Genomic DNA, 15,077 nt, shown 5'->3' on the forward strand with positions numbered 1-15,077 from the left:
GGCATGTTTCATCGCTTATGGACATTAATTCGCAAAGAGCTGCAATCGCTACTGCGCGAGCCGCAGACACGCGCAATCCTGATTTTACCGGTGCTGATTCAGGTCATCCTGTTTCCGTTCGCTGCAACACTGGAAGTGACCAACGCCACTATCGCCATCTATAACGAAGACAACGGCAAACATTCGGTGGAGTTAACCCAGCGTTTTGCCCGCGCCAGCGCCTTTACTCATATCCTGCTGCTGAAAAATCCGCAGGAGATCCAGCCCACCATCGACACGCAAAAAGCACTACTGCTGGTGCGTTTTCCGGCCGATTTTTCGCGCAATCTGGATACCTTCCAGCAGGCGCCCATGCAGCTAATCCTCGACGGGCGTAACTCTAACAGCGCGCAGATCGCCGCAAATTATCTGCAGCAGATCGTCAAAGAATACCAGCAGGAGCTGATGGAGGGTAAAGCTAAACCGAACAACAGTGAACTGGTGGTGCGTAACTGGTATAACCCGAATCTGGATTATAAATGGTTCGTGGTGCCGTCACTGATCGCCATGATCACTACCATTGGCGTAATGATCGTCACCTCGCTGTCGGTTGCCCGCGAGCGCGAACAAGGTACGCTGGACCAACTGCTGGTTTCCCCGCTCACCACCTGGCAGATTTTCATCGGTAAAGCGGTGCCTGCGCTGATCGTTGCCACTTTTCAGGCCACCATCGTGCTGGCAATTGGCATCTGGGCGTATCACATCCCCTTTGCCGGCTCGCTGGGGTTGTTCTACTTTACGATGGTGATTTATGGGTTGTCGTTGGTGGGCTTTGGTTTACTGATTTCATCGCTGTGCTCAACACAGCAACAGGCATTTATCGGCGTTTTTGTCTTTATGATGCCCGCAATTTTACTCTCAGGGTACGTCTCTCCGGTCGAAAATATGCCGGTATGGTTGCAGAACCTGACGTGGATAAATCCTATCCGCCATTTCACGGACATCACGAAACAGATTTACCTGAAGGATGCGAGTCTGAAGATTGTCTGGGGAAGTTTGTGGCCGCTTTTGGTTATTGCGGCCACAACCGGTTCAGCGGCGTATGCGATGTTTAGACGCAAAGTGATGTAGTTTCTTGTCTTTCGCCAGCAGTGAGACCACTGCGGGGCCGGCAAGGATAACCAGTCCCGCCAGTGCCAGTAACACGTTATTTTGCAGCACGCGGGACAGCAGCCACAGTACGATCATCGCCGCACCGAAATACCACGTGGTCGTGAGTTCTTCCAGCACATCGGCCACATCGCGCCAGCGCTGCTCATGATGACGCTGTAACGCCAGCATCAGTAAAACTGTTACGCCATAAATGACGCATAATCCCAGACCGACGCGCACCAGCGTGCCACTCATCCAGCCAATTACCAGCAACGCCACTACCAGTAAATGCAACACAATCTGCCAGCAACTAAGACCCGTTGCGACACGAACACGTTGTTGCCACCTCATGGCTTTTCTCCTGAAGGATTTTTAACTAATTATTCAGAGTACCGGACTTTACGGAAAATTCCGTAACACCGCATCCTTTTGTGACGCCGACTACACTATTTAAAAGAAAAATGACGCCGACAGGAGACCCATGACCGAACCAACCAATCGATTTTCATTCAATGTGCTCACTATTAATACGCATAAAGGTTTTACCGCCTTTAACAGACGCTTTATTTTGCCTGAGCTACGTGATGCCGTCAGGACGGTCGGTGCGGATATTGTGTGTCTGCAGGAAGTGATGGGAGCGCACGACATTCACCCGCTGCATGTGGAGAACTGGCCGGATACCACACACTACGAATTTCTGGCTGATACGATGTGGAGCGACTTTGCCTACGGGCGTAATGCCGTTTATCCACAAGGGCATCACGGCAATGCGGTATTGTCACGTTATCCCATCGAACATGATGAAAATCGCGATGTTTCAGTCGGGGGAAGTGAAAAACGCGGCGTGCTTTACTGTCGCATCGTGCCGCCAATGTTACCTCGCCCTATCCATGTGATGTGCGTACATCTTGGGTTACGTGAAGCTCATCGCCAGGCACAGTTGTCAATGCTGGCCGATTGGGTGAATGCCCTGCCCGATGACGAACCTGTCGTCGTCGCTGGGGATTTCAACGACTGGCGGCAAAAGGCTAATCACCCGTTGAAAGCCCAGGCCGGTCTTGAAGAGATTTTTACCCGGGCCCACGGACGCCCGGCGCGAACCTTTCCGGTGCATTTGCCGCTACTGCGCCTCGACAGGATCTACGTAAAAAATGCCAACGCCAGTACGCCAACTGCGCTGGCGCTCCACAACTGGCGACATTTGTCTGACCATGCCCCCCTCAGCGCGGAGATTCATTTATGAAAAATGGCTGGCGTGAAGGCAATCAAATTCAGCTACTGGAAAATGGCGACCAATACTATCCCGCCGTCTTTGAAGCTATTGAGCAGGCACAACAAAAGATAATCCTTGAGACCTTTATCTGGTTTGAAGATGAAGTCGGAATACGGCTGCATGCTGCGCTGTTGAGAGCCGCTCAACGCGGGATTAAAGCAGAAGTGCTGCTGGACGGCTACGGTTCACCAGATCTCAGCGATCGTTTTGTCGACGAATTGACCGCCGCCGGAATTGTTTTTCGTTATTACGATCCGCGCCCTCGCCTGCTGGGCATGCGCACTAACCTGTTTCGGCGGATGCATCGCAAAATAGTCGTGATTGACGATCGCGTCGCCTTCGTCGGCGGAATTAATTATTCCGCCGAACATATGTCTGATTATGGCCCTGAAGCCAAGCAGGATTATGCCGTGCGGGTTGAGGGTCCTATCGTGGTCGATATCCTGACATTTGTACTGGAAAACCTGCCAGGACAAAGCGCCGTACGCCGCTGGTGGCGGCGCCATCATCGGGCGATTGAGAATCGTCAACCTGGCGAAGCGCAGGCGCTATTTGTCTGGCGCGATAACGAAGAACATCGCGATGATATTGAACGTCATTATCTGAAAATGCTGACTCAGGCCAGACGGGAAGTGATCATTGCCAATGCCTATTTCTTCCCAGGTTATCGACTGCTGCATGCGCTGCGCAAAGCTGCACGACGCGGGGTACGGGTGAAGCTTATCGTCCAGGGGGAGCCGGATATGCCGATTGTAAAGGTTGGTGCTCGCCTGCTGTACAACTATCTGGTGAAGGGCGGCGTCCACGTTTATGAATACCGACGCAAACCCCTTCATGGCAAAGTGGCACTGATGGACGATCACTGGGCAACGGTTGGCTCCAGCAATCTCGACCCACTCAGCCTGTCGCTCAACCTGGAAGCAAATATCATTATTCATGACCGCGCCTTTAACCAGACCCTGCGTGACAATCTGGACCCTATTATTGCGCAAGACTGCAAACGCGTTGATGAATCCATGCTTCCAAAACGCACCTGGTGGAATCTGACCAAGAGCGTGATGGCATTCCACTTTTTGCGCCATTTTCCGGCGCTGGTCGGCTGGTTACCCGCACACACTCCACGCCTTGCCCAGGTTGAGCCGCCTGCCCAGCCCACTATGGAAACACAGGATCGCATTCAGGCAGAAGATGCCGGAGGGAAACCCTGATGGCAAAATCTCATCCGCGTTGGCGGTTAGCGAAAAAAATCCTCACCTGGCTATTTTTTATAGCAGTCATCGTGTTACTGGTTATTTATGCCAGCAAGGTGAACTGGGAAGAGGTGTGGACGGTTATCCGTGATTACAATCGGCTCGCCCTGCTCAGCGCGATTGGACTCGTGATCGTCAGCTATTTGTTCTATGGCTTTTATGACCTGCTTGGACGGTATTATTGCGGGCATAAACTGTCAAAACGCCAGGTAATGCTGGTATCGTTTATCTGTTACGCCTTCAACCTGACATTAAGTACCTGGGTCGGTGGTATTGGGATGCGCTATCGGCTCTACTCGCGCCTTGGATTGCCGGGAAGTACTATCACGCGCATTTTCTCGCTCAGTATTACCACCAACTGGCTGGGCTACATCCTGCTGGGCGGTTTTATTTTTACCTTCGGCGTCGTTCAGTTACCCGCGCATTGGTATATCGATGAGCTTACGCTACGCATTCTGGGCGTGTCGCTGCTGCTGATTATTGTCGTGTATCTGTGGTTTTGCGCATTTGCCAAACATCGCCACATCACGATTAAAGGTCAAAAACTGGTACTTCCATCATGGAAATTCGCCCTTATTCAGATGGCAATATCCAGTACCAACTGGATGGTCATGGGGGCAATTATCTGGCTGCTGTTAGGCCAGGGCGTGGATTATTTCTTTGTACTCGGGGTGCTACTGGTGAGCAGTATTGCCGGGGTGATCGTGCACATTCCTGCGGGGATCGGTGTACTTGAAGCCGTATTTATCGCCTTGCTGGCAGGAGAAGAGACCTCGCAAGGCTTGATCATCGCCGCCCTGCTCGCGTACCGGGTGCTCTACTATTTTATTCCGTTGCTGCTGGCGCTGGTGTGTTATCTGGTACTGGAGGGTCGGGCGAAAAAGCTGCGGGTAAAGAACGAGAAGGCGATGGCAAAATAGCCGTGAGATTTATTGCCGGATAGCATTGTTAACACCGCCATCCGGCAACAGATATTTAACGACGATTGCCGAAAATACGCAGCAGCATCAGGAACAGGTTGATGAAGTCCAGATACAGCGTTAACGCCCCGAGAATCGCGTATTTACGCAGGTTAGAGCTGTCACGCAAGTCGATCTGCTCGCCGATATTTTTCAGCTTTTGCGTGTCATAGGCAGTCAGGCCGACAAACACGATCACTCCAATGTAGGTCACCGCCCACATCAGCGCTTCACTCTTCAGCCAGAAGTTAACCAACGAAGCCAGCACTATGCCGATCAACGCCATAAACAACATATTGCCGAAACCACTGAGATCGCGTTTGGTGGTGTAACCATACAGACTCATGATGCCGAACATTCCGCCGGTAACCACAAAGGTGCTGGCGATAGACGAGTAGGTATAAACGATAAAGATACTCGACAGCGTTAGGCCGGTTAATGCCGAGTAGAGCATGAACAGCGTGGTCGCCATTCCGGCACTGAGCTTTTGCACCATGCCCGAAAGAACAAACACCAGCGCAAGCTGGGCAATAATCAGCCCAAAGAAGGTAATTTTGCTTGAGAAGACAAACATCATTACCGCTGGCGTATTCGCCGCATACCACGCAATAAAGGCCGTCAGTAACAACCCACAGGTCATCCAGCCGTACACCTGCGCCATATACGTTTGCAGACCGGAACGGGCCTGTACAATAGAATCGGATCGTGGGAATCGGTCCATGACAATCTCCTGAATCAGTATGAGCCTACAACAATTGTACTCTACCAGCGTTTTGCTGCTTGTTTATCGCTGTCACGGGCGTCCACCCAACGTTCGCCTTCCGGCGTTGCTTCACGCTTCCAGAACGGCGCGCGAGTCTTCAGATAATCCATAATGAACTGGCCGGCATCAAACGCGCTGCTGCGATGTGCGCTGGTTACGCCGACGAAGACGATTTCATCCCCAGGCCACAGTTCGCCGATGCGATGTATAACCGTTACGCGACCTAACGGCCAGCGTTCACGCGCCTCTTCGACGATTTCTGCCAGCGCTTTCTCGGTCATGCCTGGATAGTGTTCCAGCGTTAACGCCTTTACGCTGTCGCCGAGGTTGTGGTTCCGGACTTTACCGGTGAAAGTGACCACCGCGCCATCTTCGTCGCGCTCTGCCAGCCAGGGATATTCTTCCCCGACGCTAAACGGAGCATGTCCAACAACAATTCGCGTTTCAGCCATCTCAGCCTCCGGTTACCGGCGGGAAGAAGGCGACTTCATCTCCCGCTTTAACGGGATAATCAAAGCTGACCAGCGTCTGGTTAACCGCAGCCAGCAGTTTGCCGTCTTCGAGAGCCAGCGCCCAACGATCGCTTTTGGCGGCCAGATGCTGGCGCAGCGCCTCTACCGTAGGAAATTCTGCTGTGACGTCTAACGCATCCGTGTCCACCAGTTCACGTACCTGGGCAAAGAAAAGAACTTTAATCATGCGCATCCACCTTAAAATCTCCCGACTTGCCGCCGCTTTTCGCCAACAGCCGCACCGGACCAATCACCATATCCTTTTGTACCGCTTTGCACATGTCGTATATGGTCAACGCAGCCACCGATGCCGCCGTTAAAGCTTCCATTTCGACACCGGTTTTACCGGTCAGACGACACAGCGACTCAATGCGCACACGGTTGTGCTCCGGCTCGGCGCGCAGATTAACTTCAACCTTGCTGAGCATCAGTGGGTGGCACAACGGGATAAGATCCCAGGTGCGTTTGGCCGCCTGGATACCGGCAATTCGGGCCGTAGCGAAAACGTCGCCTTTATGGTGGCTACCGTCGATAATCATTGCCAGAGTTTCGCTGCGCATGGTGACGAATGCTTCAGCACGCGCTTCACGTACGGTTTCCGCTTTGGCGGAGACATCCACCATGTGCGCTTCGCCAGCGGCGTTAATATGAGTCAGTTGCGACATACTTATTTCTTCAAATGTGGGTGGAAATTACACGGACGTGTACGGGCATCAAGCTGCGGCGCAATAATGTTTTCCCAGGCGGTACGACACGCTTTAGTCGAACCCGGCATAGCGAAAATCAGCGTTTTATTGGCGACCCCGGCAATCGCACGGGATTGCAGCGTCGCAGTACCAATCTCTTCAAAAGAGAGCATACGGAACACTTCGCCAAAACCTTCGACTTCTCTGTCAAACAACGGCTGCAGCGCTTCCGGCGCCTGGTCTCCTTCAGTCAACCCCGTGCCACCAGTAATGAGCACTACCTGCACGTCGTCGCTGGCAATCCAGGCAGACACCTGGGCGCGAATAGCGTAACGGTTCTCTTTGACAATTGCCTTATCAACAATCTGATGACCTGCTTCCAGTGCAGAGTCACGCAAATAATGACCTGAAGTGTCGTCTTCTTCACCACGACGGCTGGAAACAGTAAGAATAGCAATGCGTGTCGGGATAAATTCAGCGCTTACCTGACTCATCTTTAATCTCCTTTTTGTAGATTATCCACCGATATATGAGAGGTTCTGGGTTATGCCGGTATTGTTCTGATGCAGGAAGTGGGTTTGCTTTTTCTCTAGCAGCGCGGCAGAGATGCGCTCTTCCAGCGCTTGCTGCTGCGCATCATCCTCCAGCAAATCACGCAGGCTAACGCCGCCTTCACCAAATAAACACAAATGAAGTTTGCCGACAGAAGAAACGCGCAGACGGTTACAGGTGGCGCAGAAGTCTTTTTCATAAGGCATGATCAGGCCGATCTCGCCGGCATAATCAGGATGACAGAAAACCTGCGCCGGACCGTCGCTGCGCTGGCGTAGCTGGTGGATCCAGCCGCGACGCAGCAGTTCATCGCGCAGAACCTGCCCGGAGATATGGTGTTTACGAAAGAGAGAACTGCCTTCGCCGGTTTCCATCAGTTCAATAAAGCGCAACTGGATTGGACGCGGCTGGATCCAGGCAAGGAAGGTATCCAGTTGATGATGGTTCACGTCGCGCATCAGCACGGTGTTCACTTTCACTTTTTCAAAACCGGCATCAAATGCGGCATCAATACCAGCCATTACCTGCTGAAATTTGTCCTGTCCGGTAATGGCGTGAAACTGGCGAGCATCAAGGCTGTCGACGCTGACGTTCAGCGCCGTGAGTCCCGCTTCGCGCCAGGTAGCGGCATCCCGCGCCAGACGGTACCCGTTGGTGGTTACCGCAATCTGACGGATAGCGTCATTTTCACGCACGGCGGCGATGATGTCGGTAAAGTCGCGACGCAAGGACGGTTCGCCTCCCGTCAGACGCACTTTTTCCGTTCCCAGGCTGGCGAACGCACGTGTGACACGACGAATTTCATCAACGGTCAGAAAGCCGTTATTGGTAACGCCGCCGGGTTTATAGCCATCCGGCAGACAGTAGGTGCAACGAAAGTTACACACATCGGTAATCGACAAACGTAAGTAGTAAAACTTACGAGCGAAAGCATCAGTAAGTTGAGAGCCCATGTACACCTTTCCAAATACGGGAGGCGAAGTCATTTCTTCCTGCGCCCTGGTGACAATCTCATATAAGCATTGTCACGGCCAAAGCACCGTATCATTTGACCCAGGTGCAGTGGCTAGAGTGTTTATTGTGGTTATGCCGATACTAGCGTGTAAATGGTAGTTTTGCCATGTACACTCTCGCTGTATAAACATGTATATAACGACATGATCGTGCATTTTCGCTACAGAATAAGTAAAAACCACACTTTTGCATTGATATACATCATCTTGTCGTAAGGTGAGCCTCGTCAGAAAGAGGTAGATCACAGAAAATTTTTTCTCTGAAACCCGCTGGCTAATTGCTGAAAACACGCAATTTACGCTACTGTACGCTGATCAATTGATATCAGGAAAATATATGCGTACTCGCACGCTGGCGGATCTGGATCGCGTTGTCGCTCTCGGCGGAGGGCATGGATTAGGACGCGTTCTCTCTTCACTTTCCCCTTTAGGCTCACGCCTGACGGGCATTGTTACCACCACCGATAATGGCGGTTCCACAGGCCGTATTCGGCGCTCCGAAGGGGGTATTGCCTGGGGAGACATGCGTAACTGCCTGAACCAGTTAATTACCCAGCCAAGCGTCGCATCCGCCATGTTTGAGTACCGTTTTGGCGGTAATGGCGAGCTTTCCGGGCATAACCTCGGAAATCTGATGTTAAAGGCGCTGGATCACCTGAGCGTGCGGCCTCTGGAAGCCATCAATTTAATTCGCAGTCTACTGAAAGTGGATGCGCATTTAATTCCGATGTCAGAGCTGCCGGTGGATCTTATGGCTATCGACGATCAGGGACATGAGGTCTATGGCGAAGTGAATATTGATCAGCTCACTATTCCCCCTCAGGAGTTGATGCTTTCGCCAAAGGTCCCGGCCACGCGGGAAGCGATTGAAGCTATCGCGGAAGCGGATTTGATTCTGATAGGACCGGGCAGCTTTTACACCAGCCTGATGCCGATCCTGCTGCTCGATGAACTGGCGCAGGCATTGCGTCGCACTCCGGCACCGATGGTTTATATTGGCAATCTGGGGCGTGAATTAAGCCTGCCAGCCGCCAGCCTGACGCTCAGAGATAAGCTGGCAATCATCGAACAGTACGTCGGGAAGAAGGTCATTGATGCGGTAATTGTGGGGCCGAAGGTGGACGTTTCAGCCGTTACTGACCGCATTGTGATTCAGGACGTGCTGGAAGCCAGCGATATTCCTTATCGCCACGACCGCCAGCTATTGCACACCGCGCTGGAAAAAGTAGTACAGGCTTTAGGCTGAGCGAATTTGCCTGATGACGCTTATCAGGCCTACACCGACCTTGACGTTTGTAGGCCGGATAAAGGGTTTACCCCGCCATCCGGCAACGCGTTAAGACGCCGCAATAAACAGCTCGCGAAGCTGATGCAACTGGTCACGGATCTGTGCTGCCTCTTCGAACTCCAGGTTCTGCGCATGCTGCATCATCAGCCCTTCCAGCTCATGGATTTTCTGCTGCAGCGCCTTCGGCGTCATATCCAGCTCAACTACCTCGGACTTCGCCCCGGCGCGAGACTTCCCTCTGCCTTTGGCTTTTGTTTTGGCAATATTCTGACCCAACGCCAGAATATCGACCACTTTCTTGTTCAGCCCCTGAGGAGTAATACCGTGCTCTTCGTTGTACTGCTGCTGCTTCTCGCGACGACGTTCGGTTTCACTAATCGCCTTCGCCATCGAGGCGGTAATTTTATCGCCGTAGAGGATCGCTTTTCCGTTGATGTTACGTGCCGCACGACCAATGGTCTGGATAAGCGATCGCTCAGAACGCAGGAACCCTTCTTTATCTGCGTCCAGAATAGCCACCAGAGAGACCTCAGGCATGTCCAGGCCCTCACGTAACAGGTTGATGCCGACTAACACGTCAAACTCGCCCAGGCGCAGGTCACGGATGATTTCCATCCGCTCCACGGTGTCGATGTCCGAGTGCAGATAGCGCACTCGCTCGCCGTGCTCTTCGAGGTATTCCGTGAGATCTTCCGCCATCCGTTTGGTCAGCGTCGTGACCAGTACGCGCTCATTAATCGCCGCGCGGATACGAATTTCAGAGAGCAGATCGTCGACCTGCGTCGCTACCGGACGCACCTCAATAACCGGATCCAACAGACCGGTTGGTCGTACGACCTGATCGACCACTTCATCACCGGATTTCTCCAGTTCATAATTACCTGGTGTCGCAGACACATAGATGGTTTGCGGCGCCAGTGCTTCAAACTCTTCAAACTTCAGCGGGCGGTTATCCAGCGCAGACGGCAGACGGAAACCGTACTCGACCAGCGTCTCTTTTCGCGCCCGGTCGCCGCGATACATCCCGCCAATTTGCGGAATGGTGACGTGGGATTCATCCACTACCAACAGACCGTCGGCTGGCAGGTAATCAAACAACGTCGGCGGCGGCTCGCCTGGCCCTCGCCCGGACAAATAACGGGAATAGTTTTCAATGCCAGAGCAGTATCCCAGTTCGTTCATCATTTCCAGATCGAACTGCGTACGCTGGCTTAAGCGCTGTTCTTCCAGTAGTTTGTTGTTCGCCAGCAGGTTTTTACGTCTTTCGGCCAGCTCGACTTTAATGTCTTCCATGGCCTGCACAATGCGTTCGCGAGGCGTCACGTAGTGTGTTTTAGGATAGATGGTGTAGCGCGGGATGGTTGATTCAACCTGCCCGGTCAGCGGGTCAAACAATGACAGACGCTCAACTTCTTCATCAAACAGCTCCACGCGCAGCGCAATATCGTCAGACTCAGCCGGGAAGATGTCGATCACTTCACCGCGCACACGGAAAGTACCGCGCTGGAATGCCTGATCGTTACGGGTATATTGCAACTCCGCCAGACGGCGCAGAATGGCCCGCTGATCGATAATCATCCCCACCGTCATGTGCAGCATCATTTTCAGATACAAGTCCGGGTCACCCAAACCATAGATCGCGGAAACCGAGGCCACGACCACCACATCCCGACGCTCCAGCAGCGCCTTGGTCGCCGACAGTCGCATCTGCTCAATATGCTCGTTTACCGACGCATCTTTCTCGATAAACGTATCAGAACTCGGCACATACGCTTCCGGCTGATAATAGTCGTAGTAGGAGACAAAATACTCAACCGCATTATCCGGAAAGAACTCTTTCATCTCACCATATAGCTGGGCTGCCAGCGTCTTGTTAGGCGCCAGCACCATTGTGGGACGCTGTAAGTCAGCTATCACGTTGGCAATGGTGAATGTTTTTCCCGACCCCGTTACGCCCAGCAGCGTTTGATGCGCAAGCCCATCCTCCAGCCCTTCTTCCAGGCGACGAATCGCCTCAGGCTGATCGCCAGAGGGTTTAAAAGCGGAATTCAGTTTGAACGGTTTACTCATGAGCAGCTACCTGAAGCAATGGGCGGGCAGGTGTGTAATTTTACTCGCAGTCGTACATTTTGCCAGTAAAATATACTGGATGAAAAAACAGTAACGCGCCAGAATATATCTGTTACGCCATCAGAAAGCCCGTCACTGTGGACGAAAATTTTGGCGCTGACGAGATAAAACACCAGTAAAAATGTGTTATCCCCAGACCAATGACTTTTTTAACATTTGTCAAGCTACCGGATGAAAGTTTTGTGGCAACGCATGACACTTCTGCGACAGCCATTGATTTTATCTAACAATTTGTATTTAAATGACTATTCTCTCGAGACGTCTTTCGCACCAATTTAGTCGCAAGCCGCGTCTTCTCTCGCTTACATTGTGTTTTCTAACTCTAATGCACAAGGTTATCCACAGGAATAGTGGATAACTGCCTCCAGCCCGTACTGACTGCCGCCTGGCGAAAACACATCTATGGTCTTTTCTGGGGTAATAAAAAAAAATTATCGCTAATTTTTGATATTTATCAGCTAACGAAGCGACCTGCAGCAGCCGAGATCTTGCTCGCATTTTCATCATTTTGCTATCTGCACCACCATGACGCTCACAAGCACTGGCAATGTGCACCCTGGTGCCGGAAATCATCTCTGTGCTTTGTCATTTAATGTACGCAAATCGCTTATCACGCTGTTTATCTCCCTGGCTCCTCTTCTGGCAAGAGATTTGCACTTTTCTTCCCACTCCCTGCTCGTGGGGCGGATAACATCATGATGGAGAAAATCTATGCTAAGTCTTCGCGCAGTGAATCACTATTACGGTAATCAGCACACGCTATGGGATGTGGATCTCGACTTGATGCCCGGTAAGTGTACTGGCGTGCTGGGACTGCCAGGTATGGGAAAAACCACACTGGTGAATTGCATCACCGGTAATTTACCTATCGAAAGTGGCACCATGTTCTGGCATCAGGCCGGTGCGCCACCGCGCGATCTGCGTCCAATCCCCGCGGCCAGTCGCATCGCGCTGGGTATTGGCTACGTTTCACAAGAGCGGCGTATTTTTTCGCAACTGACGGTAGAAGAGAATCTGCATATTGCGCGTAAGGCGGTTGGCGAAAGCGAGGCAATGAGCAGCAGCGATATTTACCGCCTCTTCCCACAGTTGTACGTTCTGCGTCGCAGCAAAGGGGCGATACTGTCAGATGACAATCAGTACCAGCTGGCACTCGCCAGCGCTCTGGTTACGCGCCCACGTCTGCTGATCCTCGATGAACCGACGCGGGGGACGGGCCAAGCGTATATCCACAAGCTGGGAAATTTGATCGTGCGGCTGAGCCAGGAGCTGGGCATCGCGATTATGCTTGCGGAGCAAAGCTTGCCATTCATTCGCCGGGTCGCCGACTGCTATTGCCTGTTGCATCGCGGGCGCAATGTCGCACAGGGAGCGATGACACAACTCAACGATCCGCTTCTCAACGACTGGGGAACGCCAGAGATAAAACGCTAAGATCGATATATTGCCCTGTCGATACCCGCAGCGGATCTTCCGCCAGCCATGGGATCTCTCCTAGCAACGGTGCCGGGAGAGAACGCGTCAGCGTCGCCATATATTCAGCGTGACGTTTACCCGGCGGCATCACGTCATTAGCGACCCATCCGGCAAGCGTCAGGCCAGCCTGCAGCACCGCCTGCGCGGTCAGGATGGCGTGGTTGATACAACCAAGCTTCACGCCAACGACCAGAATGACCGGCAATTGCTCCGTTTGTACCCAGTCAGCAAAACTCAGCGTCGGCGAAAGCGGTGTAAACCATCCACCAGCCCCTTCCACCAGCACCCAGTCAGCCTGCTCTTCAAGCGCACGTAAACCGGCAGACATCACCGGGGCCAAAATCGGTCTTCCTTCGTCAGCGCTGATAATATGTGGCGAAGTGGGTTCAGCGAAGGTATACGGATTAATATCCACATACTCTATCTCCAGCGTACTGTTGCGCTGCAGCGCCAGAGCATCACTGTTACGCAGGCCATCAGCGGTCATTTCACTCCCCGAAGCCACTGGCTTATACCCGACCACCCGGTACCTCCTCTCTGCGGCTGCCTGTAACAGTGCGCAGCTGGCGACGGTTTTACCTACCTCGGTGTCCGTCCCGGTGACAAAATACGTTTTAGTCACGTTGAATCACTCCCAAAAAAAGATGATACGTCAGCGGGTATCTCCCCTGCTGACAGGGCCAGGCTAACTGTAACTGGTGTAGCTGTGAGCGGGTCAGCACACGCTGTTCACGACCTTCATGCAAATGCGTTGCTCCGATACCTTTGAGCGAACGCATCGCGCTCAGTGCGTCGTCAAACCATAACGTCACGGCATGGGTGTGGTAGCCAGCATCCCAACCATGCAGGGCATTTTTAAGTTGCTCCACAGACAAAAAATTATTGGCATGCGCCCGGTTATCTACAGCCTGCCATGCCTGACGCAACTCCGGCATGGAGCCGTGTACCAGCGTACTAAAAGCCACCGTCCCGCCAGGGCGTACAACCCGGTAAAGCTCGCTTAACGCGCTGCGTAAATCACCACACCACTGCACGGCCAGGTTGCTCCAGGCCAGGTCGAAGGTCGCTGTATCCTGCGGAATGGCTTCGATATCCGCCATCAGATAGTGATGGGCAACATTTTGTCGTTGCGCCTCCGCCAGCATCTGAGGCGAAAGATCCAGGGCGGTGACATCACACCCCCGCACCCGCCAGTAAAGACTCATGCGTCCGGGTCCACAACCGGCGTCCAGTACATGTGCATATTCACGACCCGCCAGTAGCGCCAGTAACGCATCAGCGCTCTGGCGCTGTAACCCGGCGTGTTGTTCATAATAGGTAGCAGCACGTCCGAACGCAGCCGCAATGGCTTGCTTATTAACCAGCGTCATGCAATACCTCCAGCAAACGATCGATATCCTGGATTTCATGTGCCTGCGTCAGCGTCAGTCGCAGTCTGGCTGTACCGGCGGGTACGGTGGGAGGACGGATTGCTGTCACCCAACATCCCTGCTGGCGCAGGGCATCGGCCAGCCGTAAGGCTTTATGGTTATCACCAACGATTAGCGGCTGAATGGCGCTGTCTGAATTCACCAGTTTTAAATCTGGGGTATCCACTCCTGCCCGAAAACGTTGAATTAGCATCGCCAGCTTTGCTCTCCGCTCATCACCTTCACGACTGCGGATCACTGCCAGCGCAGCACGCAACGCCTGAGCTTGAGCCGGAGGCATACTGGTGCTGTAGATCAAGTGACGGGCAAACTGCAGCAGATAATCGGCTACACTGTCAGAGCAGAGAATTGCCGCACCGCTGACGCCAAACCCTTTCCCGAACGTCACCACCAACAGCTCAGGCTTAACCTGATGCCGCCAGCACGAACCGCGCCCTTCTTCACCGGTCACGCCAATGCCGTGCGCATCATCCACCAACAGCCAGCCATTATGCTGTTGCGCCGCCGCGTGGATTTCCGCCAGTGGTGCACTGTCACCATCCATGCTGAACACACCTTCAGTTACCACCAGTTGCTGCCCCGGACAGGGGGTAGCCAGCAGGCGGGCCAGATGC

General features: G+C 53.0%; 17 protein-coding genes and 1 riboswitch. Of the genes, 6 read left to right on the forward strand and 11 right to left on the reverse strand.

The window, feature by feature from the left end; genetic code table 11:
- Nucleotides 1-3: 3 nt before the first annotated feature.
- Nucleotides 4-1,110: an ABC transporter permease gene (locus OH663_RS17445; protein WP_200010645.1), complete on the forward strand. Its 1,107-nt coding sequence runs from the start codon at nucleotides 4-6 to the stop codon at nucleotides 1,108-1,110.
- Here the strand turns inward: OH663_RS17445 and OH663_RS17450 are convergent.
- Nucleotides 1,072-1,482, reverse strand: coding sequence for a YbhQ family protein (locus OH663_RS17450; RefSeq protein ID WP_200010643.1), 411 nt, complete (start codon nucleotides 1,480-1,482; stop codon nucleotides 1,072-1,074). The two genes, OH663_RS17445 and OH663_RS17450, sit on opposite strands and share 39 nt — an antisense overlap.
- A gap of 130 nt (nucleotides 1,483-1,612) precedes the next feature.
- Between OH663_RS17450 and OH663_RS17455 the strand changes: the two genes are divergently transcribed.
- Genes OH663_RS17455 through OH663_RS17465 form a run of 3 tightly spaced genes read left to right on the forward strand, consistent with a single transcriptional unit; the run spans nucleotide 1,613 to nucleotide 4,574 of the window.
- Nucleotides 1,613-2,374 (forward strand): endonuclease/exonuclease/phosphatase family protein, encoded by a 762-nt coding sequence (locus tag OH663_RS17455; protein WP_200010642.1) that lies wholly within the window; start codon nucleotides 1,613-1,615, stop codon nucleotides 2,372-2,374.
- Nucleotides 2,371-3,612, forward strand: coding sequence for a cardiolipin synthase ClsB (gene clsB, locus OH663_RS17460; RefSeq protein ID WP_045441165.1), 1,242 nt, complete (start codon nucleotides 2,371-2,373; stop codon nucleotides 3,610-3,612). Before OH663_RS17455 ends, clsB begins: the two co-directional genes overlap by 4 nt.
- Nucleotides 3,612-4,574: a lysylphosphatidylglycerol synthase domain-containing protein gene (locus tag OH663_RS17465; RefSeq protein WP_200010641.1), complete on the forward strand. Its 963-nt coding sequence runs from the start codon at nucleotides 3,612-3,614 to the stop codon at nucleotides 4,572-4,574. Before clsB ends, OH663_RS17465 begins: the two co-directional genes overlap by 1 nt.
- A 55-nt stretch (nucleotides 4,575-4,629) precedes the next feature.
- Here OH663_RS17465 and OH663_RS17470 read toward each other — a convergent pair whose 3' ends face one another.
- The 6 genes from OH663_RS17470 to moaA all read right to left on the reverse strand — a co-directional run bounded on the left by OH663_RS17470 (nucleotide 4,630) and on the right by moaA (nucleotide 8,079).
- Complete coding sequence (locus OH663_RS17470; protein WP_040230421.1) at nucleotides 4,630-5,334, reverse strand: Bax inhibitor-1/YccA family protein; 705 nt, start codon at nucleotides 5,332-5,334, stop codon at nucleotides 4,630-4,632.
- 41 nt (nucleotides 5,335-5,375) lie between these two features.
- Nucleotides 5,376-5,828 (reverse strand): molybdopterin synthase catalytic subunit MoaE, encoded by a 453-nt coding sequence (gene moaE / locus OH663_RS17475; protein WP_048221808.1) that lies wholly within the window; start codon nucleotides 5,826-5,828, stop codon nucleotides 5,376-5,378.
- A gap of 1 nt (nucleotide 5,829) precedes the next feature.
- Nucleotides 5,830-6,075: a molybdopterin synthase sulfur carrier subunit gene (moaD, locus tag OH663_RS17480; protein ID WP_045441162.1), complete on the reverse strand. Its 246-nt coding sequence runs from the start codon at nucleotides 6,073-6,075 to the stop codon at nucleotides 5,830-5,832.
- Nucleotides 6,068-6,553 (reverse strand): cyclic pyranopterin monophosphate synthase MoaC, encoded by a 486-nt coding sequence (gene moaC, locus OH663_RS17485; RefSeq protein WP_045441161.1) that lies wholly within the window; start codon nucleotides 6,551-6,553, stop codon nucleotides 6,068-6,070. Before moaC ends, moaD begins: the two co-directional genes overlap by 8 nt.
- A 2-nt stretch (nucleotides 6,554-6,555) precedes the next feature.
- Entirely contained in the window at nucleotides 6,556-7,068 is a 513-nt protein-coding gene (gene moaB, locus OH663_RS17490; protein WP_045441160.1) for a molybdenum cofactor biosynthesis protein B, read from the reverse strand.
- 21 nt (nucleotides 7,069-7,089) lie between these two features.
- On the reverse strand, nucleotides 7,090-8,079 hold the full coding sequence (gene moaA, locus OH663_RS17495; protein ID WP_045441159.1) for a GTP 3',8-cyclase MoaA: 990 nt from the start codon (nucleotides 8,077-8,079) through the stop codon (nucleotides 7,090-7,092).
- A riboswitch (molybdenum cofactor riboswitch) is annotated at nucleotides 8,067-8,212 on the reverse strand. Its footprint overlaps the gene before it by 13 nt.
- A gap of 264 nt (nucleotides 8,213-8,476) precedes the next feature.
- On the opposite strand from moaA, the gene yvcK reads away from it, so the two are divergent.
- Nucleotides 8,477-9,385 (forward strand): uridine diphosphate-N-acetylglucosamine-binding protein YvcK, encoded by a 909-nt coding sequence (gene yvcK / locus OH663_RS17500; RefSeq protein ID WP_045441158.1) that lies wholly within the window; start codon nucleotides 8,477-8,479, stop codon nucleotides 9,383-9,385.
- Between the two features lie 90 nt (nucleotides 9,386-9,475).
- Here yvcK and uvrB read toward each other — a convergent pair whose 3' ends face one another.
- A complete protein-coding gene (gene uvrB / locus OH663_RS17505; protein ID WP_263525785.1) occupies nucleotides 9,476-11,497 on the reverse strand; it encodes an excinuclease ABC subunit UvrB in 2,022 nt (673 codons plus the stop codon).
- 771 nt (nucleotides 11,498-12,268) lie between these two features.
- On the opposite strand from uvrB, the gene OH663_RS17510 reads away from it, so the two are divergent.
- The gene (locus tag OH663_RS17510; RefSeq protein WP_045441156.1) at nucleotides 12,269-12,991 is read left to right on the forward strand and encodes an ABC transporter ATP-binding protein; all 723 of its coding nucleotides are present in this window, start codon (nucleotides 12,269-12,271) and stop codon (nucleotides 12,989-12,991) included.
- Here OH663_RS17510 and bioD read toward each other — a convergent pair.
- From bioD to OH663_RS17525, 3 genes are all read right to left on the reverse strand, one after another.
- Nucleotides 12,957-13,655: a dethiobiotin synthase gene (gene bioD, locus OH663_RS17515; RefSeq protein WP_200010640.1), complete on the reverse strand. Its 699-nt coding sequence runs from the start codon at nucleotides 13,653-13,655 to the stop codon at nucleotides 12,957-12,959. The genes OH663_RS17510 and bioD overlap by 35 nt on opposite strands.
- Nucleotides 13,648-14,403, reverse strand: a complete 756-nt coding sequence (bioC, locus tag OH663_RS17520) for a malonyl-ACP O-methyltransferase BioC (protein ID WP_200010638.1) — start codon at nucleotides 14,401-14,403, stop codon at nucleotides 13,648-13,650. The genes bioD and bioC overlap by 8 nt, the downstream gene beginning before the upstream one ends.
- Nucleotides 14,390-15,077, reverse strand: a 688-nt coding sequence (locus OH663_RS17525; protein ID WP_263525786.1) for an aminotransferase class I/II-fold pyridoxal phosphate-dependent enzyme, incomplete at its 5' end; no start/stop codon positions are given. The genes bioC and OH663_RS17525, both read right to left, overlap by 14 nt.

It is taken from the genome of Citrobacter sp. Marseille-Q5395, from assembly GCF_947057495.1.
In the GTDB taxonomy this organism is placed as follows: Bacteria; Pseudomonadota; Gammaproteobacteria; order Enterobacterales; family Enterobacteriaceae; genus Citrobacter; species Citrobacter murliniae.